The organism is Peribacillus sp. NPDC096447, assembly GCF_044762725.1.
In the GTDB taxonomy this organism is placed as follows: domain Bacteria; phylum Bacillota; class Bacilli; order Bacillales; family DSM-1321; genus Peribacillus.
Genome location: NZ_JBIWEV010000002.1, coordinates 743678 through 758090, shown reverse-complemented (window position 1 = coordinate 758090; position 14413 = coordinate 743678). Strand labels below are relative to the sequence as shown.

The 14413-nt window shown below is 40.9% G+C and carries 14 protein-coding genes; 12 read left to right on the top strand and 2 right to left on the bottom strand.

All coding sequences use genetic code 11. From position 1 onward, the window contains the following. The first annotated feature begins 76 nt into the window (after positions 1 to 76). The gene (locus ACIQZD_RS10645) at positions 77 to 1807 is read left to right on the top strand and encodes a phospho-sugar mutase (RefSeq protein ID WP_402901705.1); all 1731 of its coding nucleotides are present in this window, start codon (positions 77 to 79) and stop codon (positions 1805 to 1807) included. A 157-nt stretch (positions 1808 to 1964) separates the two neighbouring features. Further along, on the top strand, positions 1965 to 2492 hold the full coding sequence (locus ACIQZD_RS10640) for an NADPH-dependent FMN reductase (RefSeq protein ID WP_402901702.1): 528 nt from the start codon (positions 1965 to 1967) through the stop codon (positions 2490 to 2492). Positions 2493 to 2621: 129 nt separating this feature from the next. Here ACIQZD_RS10640 and ACIQZD_RS10635 read toward each other — a convergent pair whose 3' ends face one another. Beyond that, entirely contained in the window at positions 2622 to 2864 is a 243-nt protein-coding gene (locus ACIQZD_RS10635) for a YhdB family protein (RefSeq protein WP_048689737.1), read from the bottom strand. A 132-nt stretch (positions 2865 to 2996) separates the two neighbouring features. Here ACIQZD_RS10635 and ACIQZD_RS10630 point away from each other — a divergent pair, with 132 nt between their 5' ends. The 9 genes from ACIQZD_RS10630 (at position 2997) to ACIQZD_RS10590 (ending at position 12747) form a co-directional block, all read left to right on the top strand. Then, entirely contained in the window at positions 2997 to 3965 is a 969-nt protein-coding gene (locus tag ACIQZD_RS10630) for a M14 family zinc carboxypeptidase (protein WP_402901699.1), read from the top strand. Between the two features lie 49 nt (positions 3966 to 4014). Continuing rightward, complete coding sequence (locus tag ACIQZD_RS10625; protein ID WP_402901696.1) at positions 4015 to 4335, top strand: DUF3889 domain-containing protein; 321 nt, start codon at positions 4015 to 4017, stop codon at positions 4333 to 4335. 238 nt (positions 4336 to 4573) lie between these two features. Continuing rightward, a complete protein-coding gene (locus ACIQZD_RS10620) occupies positions 4574 to 5455 on the top strand; it encodes a radical SAM/SPASM domain-containing protein (RefSeq protein ID WP_101224318.1) in 882 nt (293 codons plus the stop codon). 509 nt (positions 5456 to 5964) lie between these two features. Next, positions 5965 to 6807, top strand: coding sequence for a MurR/RpiR family transcriptional regulator (locus tag ACIQZD_RS10615; RefSeq protein ID WP_402901691.1), 843 nt, complete (start codon positions 5965 to 5967; stop codon positions 6805 to 6807). Positions 6808 to 6876: 69 nt separating this feature from the next. Then, on the top strand, positions 6877 to 8025 hold the full coding sequence (locus ACIQZD_RS10610) for a M20 peptidase aminoacylase family protein (protein WP_402902082.1): 1149 nt from the start codon (positions 6877 to 6879) through the stop codon (positions 8023 to 8025). Then, the gene (locus tag ACIQZD_RS10605; RefSeq protein ID WP_402901688.1) at positions 8018 to 8812 is read left to right on the top strand and encodes a GNAT family N-acetyltransferase; all 795 of its coding nucleotides are present in this window, start codon (positions 8018 to 8020) and stop codon (positions 8810 to 8812) included. Before ACIQZD_RS10610 ends, ACIQZD_RS10605 begins: the two co-directional genes overlap by 8 nt. Before the next feature lie 13 nt (positions 8813 to 8825). Continuing rightward, entirely contained in the window at positions 8826 to 9938 is a 1113-nt protein-coding gene (gene menC / locus ACIQZD_RS10600) for an o-succinylbenzoate synthase (RefSeq protein ID WP_402901685.1), read from the top strand. Between the two features lie 151 nt (positions 9939 to 10089). Then, entirely contained in the window at positions 10090 to 11169 is a 1080-nt protein-coding gene (locus ACIQZD_RS10595) for a YkvI family membrane protein (protein WP_402901682.1), read from the top strand. 162 nt (positions 11170 to 11331) lie between these two features. Next, complete coding sequence (locus ACIQZD_RS10590) at positions 11332 to 12747, top strand: SpoVR family protein (protein WP_402901679.1); 1416 nt, start codon at positions 11332 to 11334, stop codon at positions 12745 to 12747. Between the two features lie 484 nt (positions 12748 to 13231). Here ACIQZD_RS10590 and ACIQZD_RS10585 read toward each other — a convergent pair whose 3' ends face one another. Then, entirely contained in the window at positions 13232 to 13636 is a 405-nt protein-coding gene (locus ACIQZD_RS10585; protein WP_289352487.1) for a DUF1259 domain-containing protein, read from the bottom strand. Positions 13637 to 14069: 433 nt separating this feature from the next. On the opposite strand from ACIQZD_RS10585, the gene ACIQZD_RS10580 reads away from it, so the two are divergent. Then, positions 14070 to 14408, top strand: a complete 339-nt coding sequence (locus tag ACIQZD_RS10580; protein WP_402901676.1) for an ArsR/SmtB family transcription factor — start codon at positions 14070 to 14072, stop codon at positions 14406 to 14408. Positions 14409 to 14413 lie beyond the last annotated feature (5 nt).

Here is a 14413-nt window from a genome sequence, read left to right as displayed (position 1 = left end):
ATGTGATAATTTTGTATATGTAAGGCAGATACATAATAATTACAAATATGAGGCGTTTGGGGAGGAGATGTTGGAGATGGAATGGAAATCTTTATACACCACTTGGGCAGGGTACCAGAATTTAAATGGGGAATTACGTGTCCTCCTTGAGGAAATGCAGCGGGATGAAGCACAACTCGAAGATGCCTTTTATAAAAATTTAGAGTTTGGAACAGGCGGAATGCGCGGGGAAATCGGAGCGGGAACGAACCGGATGAATCTTTATACTGTAAGGAAGGCAACGGTTGGGTTGGCTCAATATATCTCTTCGTTTGGGGAAGAAGCGAAAGGAAGAGGGGCTGTGATCGCTTATGATTCAAGACATAAGTCCCCGGAATTTGCACTCGAAGCAGCTAAGACCTTGGCAACATTTGGGGTGAAGGCTTATTTATTCGATGAATTGCGTCCAACTCCAGAATTGTCATTTGCGGTTCGCGAGCTGAATGCTTTTGCTGGAATCGTCATCACGGCAAGCCACAATCCGCCTGAATATAATGGTTACAAGGTTTATGGGGCAGATGGGGCACAATTGCCACCGGAAGCGGCGGATCAAGTTATCAGTTACGTGAATGCCATTGAAAACGAGCTTGAAATTCAGGTTGAAGAAGCTGAAGTCCTTAAAGGGCAGGGCCTCATCGAAATGGTTGGGGAGGAAGTGGATGCAGCGTATAATCGCGCGTTGCTTACAGTTCCCGAGAACCCGCAGCTTGCCGAGGAAATAGATGTCTCAATCGTCTTTACGCCGCTTCATGGAACGGCTAATAAATCCGTCAGGAGGGCACTGCAAAGCTTAGGGTATCAAAATTTGCATATCGTTAAGGAGCAGGAATTGCCAGATCCGGATTTTTCGACAGTTCAGTCTCCAAATCCGGAGGAACCAGCTGCATTTGAAATGGCCATCGAGCTTGGTAACAAGGTGGAAGCGGACCTATTGATAGCAACGGACCCAGATGCCGACCGGCTTGGAATTGCCGTGAGAGACGAGATGGGCGAATATGTTGTCTTGACTGGAAATCAAACAGGTGCCCTTTTCCTGGATTATTTACTGTCCCAGAAAAAAGAAAAAGGGAAGATTCCCCAAAATGGAGTCGTCTTAAAAACGATCGTCACTTCAGAAATCGGGCGGACGATTGCCGAGTCATATGGCTTGAAGACGGTTGATGTACTTACCGGGTTTAAGTTCATCGCCGAGAAAATAAATCAGTATCATGAAAGCGGGGAAAGCAGCTTTTTGTTCGGATATGAAGAAAGCTACGGTTATCTGATTAAAGACTTTGCACGTGATAAGGATGCCATTCAAGCTGCAGTGCTTGCTGTCGAGGTCTGTGCCCATTATAAAAAGCAGGGATTGACCCTATATGAAGGGTTGCTGAATGTGTTTGAAAAGTACGGCTTTTACTTGGAAGGTTTGCGTTCATTGACTTTAAAGGGCATTGAGGGAGCGAAACAGATTTCTGGAATATTGAATCAATTCCGTCAAAATCCTCCTTCCCGAATAGCTGGCATTCCGGTAGTCGTTGAAGAAGATTACCAAAGCAGCAAGAAGCGTACATTACTTTCAAATGGTGAAGAATTGATCGAGCTTCCGAAATCAAATGTATTGAAGTATTTCCTTGAGGATGGTACATGGGTTTGCCTGCGTCCTTCAGGCACTGAACCGAAAATTAAATTCTATTTCGGTGTCCAAGGTAAATCAATGCAAGAAGCTGAGTCCAAGTTATCGGGAGTCATGGAAGATTTCATGAGCAAGATTGAAGCATTGGTTTAAATGTATGAAAGCTAAACGAAAGACTTCTTCGGTCTTTCGTTTTTTTTGATTTTTAGTTGCATGAAAAATCAAAATTCTAGGAAATTCCGTTTCGGTTTTGGTATACTGTATTGGCGACTGATCTCGGAAAACATCGGGAATAATGGAGGTTTAATTCATGAAATTAGTAATCATTAATGGTTCACCACGTAAACAAGGGCGTACGGGGATTGCCTCACGCTACATATCCAAGAAATACGGAGCGGAACTTATTGATTTAAGCAATAGCGAAATCCCTTTATATTCAGGTGAAGGTGAGCAATATCAATTGGAAGTGATTCAAGGTCTTCGGAAAAGCATCGAGGAAGCTGATGGCGTAATTCTGACAACACCGGAATATCATGGTTCCATGAGCGGAGCCTTGAAAAATGCCTTGGATTTTCTAAGCAGCGAACAATTCACGCATAAACCAGTAGCCCTATTGGCTGTCTCCGGCGGAGGAAAAGGCGGGATCAATGCCGTGAATTCCATGAGGACAGTGGGTCGAAGCCTTTATGCAAATGTGATTGCCAAACAATTGGTTCTGGATCCGCATTGCTTCGATTACGAAAATGATGGTTTATTTGAAGAATCTGCAGTACTTGTAGAAGGTATGATTGAAGAGCTTAAAATGTATGCAACGGCATATGCTGCAATCAAAAAATGATGAAATGAGGGTCAGGTATTAATACCTGACCCTTCCTTGTTTTTATAGGGTTTCACCAGCCAAAGTTATATCCCCGAAAATTAATCCTCTTGTATAATTTTTCCCGTTTTGCAAAAACTATAGTTGATTTTAGCTTGGAAGTTCACTTAAATAATCACTTGTTTTTTCTGCCGCATGATCCAGATAACGAAGCAGTGCATACAGCTGGGATTGAACGATTTGATAATCATGCTCAAACCTGTAAGCGTGCAAAAAATGTTCTATTTTTTTTGAAAGAAAGTGATCTTTCGTTCGAACCATCAATACTAACAAGCTGTCCCAATCAGAACGGTGTGTGTGAAACAATGCCTGATCATAATCAGCAATCCTCATGTTCTTCTCCCCCTTATTAAGGAGCTATTTGTATTTTGTTCAGATATGACAGAACATTTCCTTACAATAAGTGGCGATGTATTTGGACCGCGGTTGTTGCTTTTTACCTGAATAAAAATAAAAGGTGAGTACATGAGAAAAATAATGGTAATTGGAATACTGGTGCTTCTTTTTTTCCCTGAACCATCTTTGGCGGCAGAAGTGTATTCTCCTGAACAGATGGAAATGGATCTGCAAGGAATCCAAAAGCAGTATGAATTGGACGTTCAAATAATCGGACAAACTGAAAAGGGAAAAAATATAAAGGCAGTCAGGTTAGGAAAAGGAAAAAGATCGATTTTGCTGGTGGGATCACATCATGGACGGGAATGGCTCAGCTCCAAACTTTTAATTAGCATGCTTGAAGAATATGCAGCCGCCTATCGAGCGGGCAAACCTGTTGGAGAATATCGGACGGAATCATTGGATGAGGTGAGCATCTGGTTCATCCCGATGCTGAATCCAGATGGCGTCAGCATCCAGCAAGGAGATTTATCCAACTTAAATGTTCTTGAAAAGGCTGCGGTATGGAAAATGAACCGATATAGCAGGAATTGGTCCCGGTGGAAAGCCAACGCTAAAGGCATTGATTTAAATAGGCAGTATCCGGCTGGATGGAAAGAAGTCATGAGTCATGAAACAAAACCGACGTATCAATTTTATAAGGGCCGACAACCACTTGAAGCAGCTGAAGTGATAGCGCTTACAAATTTCACGAAAAAGATCGATCCCCTTATTGCCGTTTCCTATCATACCTCAGGAAGGGAAATCTTTTGGCATTACAAAAATAAACGGAAAAATATGGCGAGGGATTATGGCATTGCCAAAAAGACTGCCGAATTGACTGGATATGAACTGACCTTTCCGGAAAAAGAAGCGGTAGGAAGCGGATATACCGATTGGTTCATAACTGAATTCCGCCGCCCGGGAATGACGATTGAACTTAGTTATTTAGTGGATGAAACCAATCCGCCATTGACTGTGTTTCCTGAGGAGTGGGAGAGGAATCGATTAGTTGGAATCATGCTTGTAAAAGAAGCGAAGCAGCTGCATAACAACTGAACAATTTTACATAATAATACTAACCGGAAAGTATGAGGAGGAAAAGATTTTGAAAAAAGTCATCGTGATGCTAATGGGGATTTTCTTGATTATGCAAGCAGGGGCCATTTCAGCACAAGCCCAAAAACCCGATTACGAAAAATACGGAAAGATTGCGATTACAGTTGTGCAGGCAGATTATCCTGAAGTTGAGATTACCGATTACGAATATAAGGGCAGAAAAACAGTAGCGAACAATCTTGTCGAAGACGATTTCAGATTTTTGGTCGAGAATAAAGGTCAGGAGTTCAATGTCATCGTGACTGTACAACATGATTTAAAAAATGAAAAATTACTTAGTTTGAAGGTCACAGAACAAAAAGGAAAGTGAGATCGGAACAAACGGAAAACTTAAAGGGTGCATTACAGAACATCTTCACCTCGAGAAGATGTTTTTTCTGATTTCGTTTAAAGGTTGTCCGGAAAATGGTGGATACCGGATTAGCTGCTAATGGGGAATGATGCCAGCCGTTCAGCTTCCATGAAGTTTTCATTGCATTTATGAGCAGCTAACAAGTATAGTTAGTATCAGATTGAAACAATAAGCTTGATTGTAGGGGTATTAGAAAATGAGAAAGTTTAAGAAAGTTTATGTGGAAATTACGAATATATGTAATTTGAAGTGTAATTTTTGTCCAAGCTCCAGCTTGCAAAGGACCCTGAAATTCATGGATCCTGAAGGGTTTACGGATGTTATCAAGAAAATCAAACCACACACCGATCATATTTATTTTCATCTGATGGGTGAACCGTTTTTAAATAAAAATTTGGGTACATTCCTGGATATCAGTGCTGAAAATGACCTGAAGGTTAATATTACAACGAACGGTACTTTGATTCAAAAGGTCAAAGACAAGCTGCTCTCCAAAAAAGCCCTTCGGCAGGTGAATATTTCACTTCATAGCTTTGAGGCAAACGATACGAGCAATAGTCTTGACTCTTATGTCAGTAATATTGCCGATTTCATAAATGAAGCAAATGAAAAAAGTGAAGTGATTTGTGCCATTCGTTTATGGAATATGGATACGGATGAATTAAAAGCGAGTAATGGCCTGAACGACGATATTCTGAGCATGCTTGAGGAGAAGCTTTCATTGGATATTCGCTTAAGTGAAGCTCTTCAGCAAAAGAATAATATAAAGTTGAGGGACCGGGTTTATATAAACATGGCCGAAAAATTCGAGTGGCCGGAATTGGACCGTGACATTATCGATGAAAATATTTTCTGCTATGCTCTTAGAGATCAATTAGGCATCTTGGTGGATGGTACAGTGGTACCTTGTTGCTTGGATAGTGAAGGCAAAATACCGCTGGGAAATATATTCGAAACATCACTTGAAGACATTTTAAATGGTGAACGGGCGAAAAATATGTATGACGGTTTTTCAAGAAGATGTGCAGTTGAAGAATTATGCAAAAGATGCGGCTATGCAAAGCGTCATAAAAAATAATGAAGGAAAACCACGGAGTCCATCTTCGTGGTTTCAGACTGTAGGCAAACTCGATGAAAACTCAGTTTGCCTGCAGTTTTTTATTTAAAAAGTTCAGTTGATTTCAGAAATCCGCTCCCTTTCTTTTGTGGACGTTGATTTAAAATCCCTTTCAGCCGACTGTCTTGGGCCGTTGACGCAGTTTATCGACCTAAACCACACCGTATTCGACCGTTGAGGCACAGTATTCGACCTACCCCGCACTTTATTCGGCCGTTCACGACTTTTTTTCGACCTTCACCTCACTATTCGGACTCTGAACCCCATTTTGCCGCCAAACTGAAACCACGGAGTCCATCTCCGTGGTTTTTTGTGCTTGAAGCATTCCTTTCTTTTTATTAAAAATTCAGAATATTATTGTTTTATTAAAAGTCCCGTGATAAAATACTCTCTATTATTGTTGAAGTGAAAACTTCATATTGTCATTTAAAAAGTTTTGGATTCATATCTTGTTTCAGAGGGGATGTTTTATGGATTTACAGCAAAAAGTTAAAGAAGTATTCCCTGGTTTATCTACTGGTCAAAAAAAGGTAGCAAAATACTTGTTAGTGCATTCACATACATTTGCAGTCACTTCAGCTCAAAAGCTCGGAAAGGATATTGGGGTGAGTGAAACGACCATCATCCGCTTTTGCTATTCATTGGGGTTAAGTGGATATGCTGAGCTTCAAAAGCTTATTCGCAATCAGTTGATATACGAGAGCAGCAGTTTGAATGAATATCATTCTTCAAAACTTGAAGCCGCGAGTCAGCCAAACTTCATGGCTCAAGTGATGGGGCAGGATATCATCAGCATCGAAAAGACAATGAAAAATTTATCAAATGAAGATTTCTCCAAAACAGTCGATAAATTGGCGGCAGCTGACAATGTTTTGATATCCGGACACCGTTTATCATTTTCGGCAGCACATTGGTTAACCTTTACACTTAGGCTTGTTAGGGAAGAGGTTCATTTATATCGGCCTGATACTGATGATATATTTTTACTGTTGAATAAAATGACTGAAAATTCCGTTTTTGTAGCCATTTCATTTCACCGCTATGTTAAAGAGACTGTGAAAATTACGGAAATGGCCAAAAAAGCGGGTGCATTTGTAATTGGGATTACGGATTCCGAACTGGCTCCGATTGCTGAATACACTGACATTTTACTGCCCATTTCAACACCAAGGACTTCCACGATCGATACGGCACCGGTTTTATTCTCATTATTGAATAGTTTAGTAGCTGGTGTATCGATTAAGGACGAACAGGGTTTCAAAGAAAGAAAAGCTATATATGATGCGTTCAATCAAGACGATTTTTTCTTTTGAGATAAAACTTCCACCAGTTTGGGGAACAAGCCGATTAAATCGGGATACAAGGGGGAGACAGAAATGGATATCACAAAGTCTATTGAAAAATTAAGGCCGCGTATACTCGATATTTTTGACCATTTACACGCAAATCCTGAAACGAGTTGGAATGAAGTGAATACGACAGCTTTCATTTCAAATATTTTAACGGAGAATCAGTGTACGGTGAAAACATTCGAGGACTGTACAGGAGTGATTGGGGAAATCGGGGATGGGAATTTCACGGTCGGGTTACGATCGGATATCGATGCACTTTGGCAGGAGGTGCATGGGACGTTTCAAGCCAATCATTCCTGTGGACACGATGGTCATATGACCTTGGCGCTTGGAGTTTTCCTTGTATTGAGGGAAATGGACTTTCGTCCTAGTGGGAAGCTGAAGTTCATTTTTCAACCTGCTGAAGAAAAAGGTACGGGTGCCTTGAAGATGATTGAAGAAAAGGTATTGGATGATGTCGATTTCCTTTATGGAGTGCACTTAAGACCGGTTGAGGAAGTGAAGGATGGGCAAGCGGCGCCAGCCATTGTCCATGGAGCCGCTCAGTTCATAAAAGGTGAAATAGAGGGAACTGATGCGCATGGAGCCAGACCGCATCAAGGGCAAAATGCCATCGAGATAGGAGCGGCATTCATCACTTTGTTAAATGGTATCCATCTCAATCCGTCCATCCCTTATTCCGTAAAAATGACGCAGTTTTTTGCTGGCGGCGAAAGTTCCAATATCATCCCGGGGAGAGCCACTTTTTCATTGGATTTACGGGCACAGGATAATGCAGTGATGGAAGAGCTTACCAAAAAGGTGGAAAAGGTTGCAGAGTCTTTGGCCATTGTCCATGGAGTCGAAGTGAAACTCGAACCGGGAACCTGTGTTGCTGCAGCAACCGTGAACGATCAAGCCCAGGAAATAATGTCTGAAGCGATAGCCGATACACTCGGGGAAGAAAATCTGGTAGCGTCTGTCATTACAACCGGAGGAGAGGATTTTCATTTTTATACGTTGAAAAGACCTGAACTCAAAGCGACGATGCTTGGATTGGGCTGTGATTTGGCACCAGGGCTCCATCATCCGAACATGACGTTCAACAAAGATGCTTTGTTATCGGGAATTGAAATCCTGGCCAAAGCCATCATACTGACTTTCGAGAAATATGGAGATGGGGGCCACTTACATGACTGATGAATTAATCATTAAATCCCTATCCACACTTGAGGATTTACAAGAAGTGCAGCGACTGGAGGCCCTCGTATGGGGCATGGATTGCGTTCCCATCCATCAGACGATTACGGCAGTCAAAAACGGCGGGCTTGTTTTAGGCGGCTATATCAATGGCCAGTTAGTCGGGTTTCAATACAGTTTCCCGGGATTCAATGACGGAAGGGTTTATCTTTGTTCACATATGTTAGCCATCCATCCGGACCATCAAAAGATGGGCTACGGCAGATTACTTAAACTTGCACAAAAAGAAGAAGCACTCAAAAAAGGCTACGACTTGATCACATGGACGTATGATCCATTGGAAAGTGTGAATGCAAACTTGAATATCGGTAAGCTAAAAGCTGTTTGCTCTACATATATGGAAGATTGTTATGGGAATATGAAGGATACCCTCAATGAAGGACTGTCCACTGATCGATTCATGGTGGAATGGAATATACGGCAGGAAGCAAAGGAAGAGACTCGGCTTCCTGATAAAGCCATACACATCGTAACGACAGCAATGAATGACCAAGGCTTTCCTTACATCAAGGATTATCATTTCGAAACCAATGCCGAGGTGATCGCCATACCCATTCCGACAGATATTCAACAAATCAAAAAAGCTGATCTTCGCCTTGCGATTGATTGGCGGTTAAAAACCGGTGAATTATTCAAAGCTCTTTTTGCCAAAGGATATGTTGCAGCCGGGATCGAACGGGAACAAGGTGAAAACATTCAAAACTATTTATTAAAAAAACAAGAATAAGAGGGGAATCGGGATGAAAATAACAGAAGTGCGTCTACGTCATTTAAATATGGATTTGGTAGCTCCCTTTACAACAAGCTTTGGAACGTTTGTGGATAAGGAGTTCATTCTTGTGGAAGTGAAAAATGGAGAAGGGCTTTCGGGCTGGGCTGAATCTGTGGCGTTTTCAGCACCTTGGTATAACGAAGAAACCATAAAAACCAATTGGACGATGCTGGAGGATTTCCTGATTCCGCTTGTATTGGATAAAGAAATAGAGCATCCTCGTGATGTATCGGATATGTTCTCGCATATTCGTAAAAATAATATGGCAAAATCGGCAATCGAGGGAGCCATCTGGGATTTATATGCGAAAGAAAAGAATATTCCATTAAGTATGGCTTTAGGCGGAAAACTGGAAAAAATCGATGTTGGAATCAGTATCGGCATCCAAAAAACGGTACCTGAATTACTAGCGAAGATAGAAGCTGGATTGAAGGATGGGTATAAAAGAATCAAAATGAAAATACAACCAGGTTGGGATGTAGATGTAATCAGGGAAGTACGCAATCGATATCCCGATGTACCGATCATGGCAGATGCAAACTCCGCTTACCGGCTGAAAGACATCGAATTACTGAAGCAACTTGATCAATTTGATTTAATGATGATCGAGCAGCCCTTGTCATCAGATGATATTGTCGATCATGCCACATTACAAGCGGAAATCAAAACACCTATTTGCTTGGATGAAAGTATACATTCCGTCGAAGATGCAAGAAAAGCCCTTGAATTGGGAAGCTGTAAAATCATTAATATTAAGATCGGCAGGGTTGGCGGTTTAATGGAAGCAATGAAAATACATGAATTATGTAAAGAAAGGAATGTACCGGTTTGGTGTGGAGGCATGTTGGAATCTGGTGTCGGGCGTGCCCATAATATCGCATTGACAACACTTGATAACTTTACGATGCCTGGTGATACGGCAGCATCCGCGAATTATTGGCATAAAGACATCATCCAACCAGAGGTTACAGTGGAAGATGGGGTCATAACCGTTCCAAAGGCGGCAGGCATTGGCTATGAAGTCGATTATGCTGCGGTCGATGAATTCACTTCCTATAGTAAAAGATATCCTAATAAATAAGAGTAAGAATAAAAGAACTCCCGGCTTCATGGACATCGGCCCGTTAACTTGAAGCTGGGAGGCTATTAAAGAACAGGATCATGATGAAAGGGAACATATTTCTTTTAACTTAAATTGTCAGAATAATCATATAATTAGGGTGGTATTTGATATGAAAAACAGCATAAATCTTGCAGGAGCATATATTGGAATCATCATTGGAGCAGGTTTCGCTTCAGGACAAGAAGTATTACAGTTCTTCACGAGTTTTGGAATCTACAGTGTATTGGGAATTGTGGTGGCGACAGCTTTATTCGCGTTTTTAGGCATGCAAGTTACCAAGCTGGGGAGCACTCTCCAAACTCGCTCCCATAAAAGCATCATCGATCATATTTGTGGCCGCTATATAGGCAGGGTGGTCGATATTATCATCACATTTTTCTTGTTTGGCGTTACAGTCATCATGATTGCCGGTTCCGGAACGATTTTTGAGGAACAATTCGGGATTCCAAGCATAGTCGGTGCAATCGTCATGACGGTGCTCACGATTGGTACGCTTTTACTTAATGTTAATAAAATAATGTCCATCATTAGTGCCGTCACACCGTTTTTATTCGTTATCATGATCATTATTTCAGGTTATTCATTTTTTACATCCGATCTAAGTTTCAATCAAATCATTTCATCTTCAAGTAAAGGAACGGCTGCAACCGGGAATTGGATGATGGGTTCATTACTTTATGTTTCATATAATATGACTGCCGGAATTGCCATGCTAGCCGTAATGGGAGGGACCTTCAAGAATAAGAAAGAGGCTGGTATGGGAGGAATTCTAGGAGGTATCGGTTTGGGGATCCTGCTATTCTTGATCAATTTGGGGATGATGTCCGACTTGAAGGGCATAGAAGGCTCAGGAATGCCTACCCTTCATTTAGCGAATCAGATTTCTCCATGGTTGGGATATATCCTATCAATCATCCTTTTAGGAATGATTTATAATACCGCTGTCGGGATGCTGTATGCGTTCACCGCCAGGTTGGTGCCTGCCGAAACGAAACGCTTTAAAATATCCGTGATTATAGTCGGGATCCTCGCTTTCCTTGCAAGTTTCGTTGGCTTTATTAAATTAGTTGGGACGGTATACCCAGTCACAGGATACTTAGGTTTTGTCATCATTGCAGCGCTCATCATTTCCTGGATCCGTTCAAAAACGAAAAAAGAGGCTGTGAATACGGAATTCGTGAAATTTTAATTTCAAAGCGATTGAGTGCAGAACTACACGAAACTTTTGGCCTGACATCTTCTACATGGAGGTGTTTTTTTTCTGTTATCGAGGACCTTTCTCATGATCACGGCATTTTTCCTCCTTTTTTTCATACATTAGTTTAAAGGCGAAAGACAAGGGGGATATCGGATGAATGAAGCGGAGCAAAAGGCTCTGGAATATGCCATTAGTGAAATTACCGAAATAGCAACAGGGTTCGGGTTGGATTTTTACCCGATGCGTTATGAAATTTGCCCTTCAGAAATCATTTATACATTTGGCGCCTATGGGATGCCTACCCGTTTTTCTCATTGGAGCTTTGGGAAGCAATTTCATAAAATGAAGCTGCAGTACGACTTTGGATTAAGTAAGATCTATGAACTGGTCATTAACTCTGATCCTTGTTACGCTTTTCTGCTGGACTCCAATTCACTAGTACAAAATAAATTGATTGTTGCCCACGTTTTGGCGCATTGTGATTTCTTTAAGAATAATATACGTTTCAATAATACTAAGAGAGATATGGTAGAAAGTATGTCGGCAACGGCAGAAAGAATCCGTGAATATGAAATCCTGCATGGCAAAAAGGAAGTGGAAACCTTCCTTGATGCACTTTTAGCCATTGAAGAACATATCGATCCGTCGCTGATGAGACCAAAGCTTGCCTGGACGATGGAGGATGAGGAAGAAGAAGAGGAAATAAAACCGACAGCCACACAATACGATGATTTATGGAACCTTGATAATAAGGATAAACCGAAGAAATCCAACATTAAAAAAAGAAAAAAATTCCCGCCAAGGCCTGAAAAGGATATAATGCTTTTCATAGAACAGTACAGCAGGGATTTAACCGATTGGCAACGGGATATCATGACGATGATCAGGGAAGAGATGCTGTATTTCTGGCCGCAGCTGGAAACGAAAATCATGAACGAAGGCTGGGCATCCTACTGGCATCAGCGCATAATCCGTGAATTGGATCTATCCTCAGGGGAAGCCATTGAATTCGCGAAACTGAACGCAGGCGTCGTTCAACCATCACGGACCAGCATCAATCCTTATTATCTCGGATTGAAAGTGCTTGAAGATATTGAAGAACGCTATGATAATCCAACCGAAGAAATGATCAGGCTGGGCGTCAAGCCTGGATCTGGCCGGGAAAAGATGTTCGAAGTCAGGGAAATCGAATCGGATATTTCCTTTCTCCGCAATTATTTGACGAAAGATCTGGTCATGCGGGAGGATATGTACTTATTCCAAAAGCAGGGCAAGGATTATAAAATCGTCGATAAGTCATGGGAACATGTTCGTGATCAACTCGTCAGTATGAGGGTTAACGGCGGATTCCCCTATATCACAGTAAATGATGGGGACTTCATGCGCAATGGGGAACTTTATCTAAAACATTGGTATGAAGATATTGAACTGGATCTGAAATATCTCGAAAAAGTCATGCCATATATCTATCAGCTCTGGGGCCGCCCCGTGCATATGGAATCAGTCATGGAAGGAAAAGAAGTCCTGTTTTCCTATGATGGAAAAGGTATTCACCGGAAATATTTATAAAGCTGTAAAAACTGCCGGACACTCGGCAGTTTTCTTGTTTCTGTCTCATAAAGATTTACGAAAGAGCGCCTACATTCTGGCAACAGGCTACTAACAAGTCCGTTCCGTGGTGGCTTATCTGACAGGGGATGTCGAGGGTGCAAAAGAAGTTTGCTTGAAACTTCTGAAACAGGAGTTTGCAGTGTGAATCTGGCATCCAGTTGCTGCGATTCTGATATTCCTCCAACTGAAACAATCGATAGTTCTTGCTGCGGCAGTCCTGTTCCAGTGAGATTGGAAATAAAAAATAGTTCCTGTTGTAAATAAAATAGAAGACCAGTCTGAAACCAGGCTGGTCTTTTTATATGATACTTTTTATTTCGAGATGCACCATTAATTTACTTTCGGATAGTCGGACCACTTTCTTTTGCCATATGGAACTCGCACCCGTTAGTTCCATAACAAAAGGAGCTGATTCCAGCTCCTGATTAAATTGTTTTTCTAATTAGCCTTTTAAAACTTTGAATGCTTCTCTAACTTTTCGAGCAAATTCCAGTGGTGGTTCGATTGATTCAAAATGCATATACATGGCTCTAGGATTTTCAAACAACCAGTGATTATGAACCGCTGTTACAATAATATCCCTTTTCCTTAATTCTGTTAACAATGGATTTACCTCGACTTGAAGTAGAACTGTTTCACCTAGATTTAGTGCATTTCCTTTACTATCTAAATTCTCAAAGGTGAAAAATTGAGGGTTTACTAACGGTGAATTAGTTCTCCTTCCAAGTATTTTAAATGGTATGTCTCTAAATCTTTGAACTAGACATACTCCGTTCATAAAACTTGCATCACCGTCAAGAATCCTTGCAAATTCACTACATAAATCCCTTTTTGAGTCCTTACCCATAATACTCACTCCTTATAATATAAAACCATTTGTACCCTTTAGTAATTTGGTTATTGTATGAGAGTAGATTATTTAAGATTGGGCAAATGAGTTGAAATAACAAACCTTATTGGGTCATTTCATAAAAACACTTACTTATTTATATATAGTAAGCACGGTATCTTTTCTTTTTTTATTTTTTGACACGAAAAATTGTGCAAACCATTTATAAAAGAATTTCCGAACTTTGAATTCAATGTTAATCAATAATCCTGCCCCGTTAGAAAATCAACAACACCCAACAACACCCTTTATGAATCTAAGCAGACTAAATTTTAAAATTTTATTGTTGAATAGTTAATGATTGATTAAATAAGAATATGCTTATACAATGATGATGCATAATCAAATAAGCATATACTTATTTACTATGTGCTAGGGGGGATGAAAAGCTATGAATGAAGCGTTGGATTTGGAAACTACGGCAAACATTCTTAAATTACTAGGTGATAAAACCCGTTTGACCATGATTAAGATCATGGCTGAGCATGAATGCTGTGTCTGTGAATTTGTGGACCTATTCGAGATGAGCCAGCCAGCTATCAGCCAGCATTTACGAAAGTTGAAAGATAGCGGGATCGTGAATGAAGCGAGGAGGGGACAATGGGTTTTTTACTCGTTAAACCCGTCTTCTTCCCATTACACATTTATTCAGGCGGTCATCAAGGATTTGCCAAGTCAAAACTTTAAATTAGACTTAACAGCACAAGGAAAACGGATTTGTTGTGACTAACTAGG

Coding starts and splice junctions, on each gene's coding strand:
- ACIQZD_RS10645 (WP_402901705.1), top strand. CDS start 77: ATGGAATGGAAATCTTTATACACCACTTGGGCAGGGTACCAGAATTTA.
- ACIQZD_RS10640 (WP_402901702.1), top strand. CDS start 1,965: ATGAAATTAGTAATCATTAATGGTTCACCACGTAAACAAGGGCGTACG.
- ACIQZD_RS10635 (WP_048689737.1), bottom strand. CDS start 2,864: ATGAGGATTGCTGATTATGATCAGGCATTGTTTCACACACACCGTTCT.
- ACIQZD_RS10630 (WP_402901699.1), top strand. CDS start 2,997: ATGAGAAAAATAATGGTAATTGGAATACTGGTGCTTCTTTTTTTCCCT.
- ACIQZD_RS10620 (WP_101224318.1), top strand. CDS start 4,574: ATGAGAAAGTTTAAGAAAGTTTATGTGGAAATTACGAATATATGTAAT.
- ACIQZD_RS10615 (WP_402901691.1), top strand. CDS start 5,965: ATGGATTTACAGCAAAAAGTTAAAGAAGTATTCCCTGGTTTATCTACT.
- ACIQZD_RS10605 (WP_402901688.1), top strand. CDS start 8,018: ATGACTGATGAATTAATCATTAAATCCCTATCCACACTTGAGGATTTA.
- menC (WP_402901685.1), top strand. CDS start 8,826: ATGAAAATAACAGAAGTGCGTCTACGTCATTTAAATATGGATTTGGTA.
- ACIQZD_RS10595 (WP_402901682.1), top strand. CDS start 10,090: ATGAAAAACAGCATAAATCTTGCAGGAGCATATATTGGAATCATCATT.
- ACIQZD_RS10590 (WP_402901679.1), top strand. CDS start 11,332: ATGAATGAAGCGGAGCAAAAGGCTCTGGAATATGCCATTAGTGAAATT.
- ACIQZD_RS10585 (WP_289352487.1), bottom strand. CDS start 13,636: ATGGGTAAGGACTCAAAAAGGGATTTATGTAGTGAATTTGCAAGGATT.
- ACIQZD_RS10580 (WP_402901676.1), top strand. CDS start 14,070: ATGAATGAAGCGTTGGATTTGGAAACTACGGCAAACATTCTTAAATTA.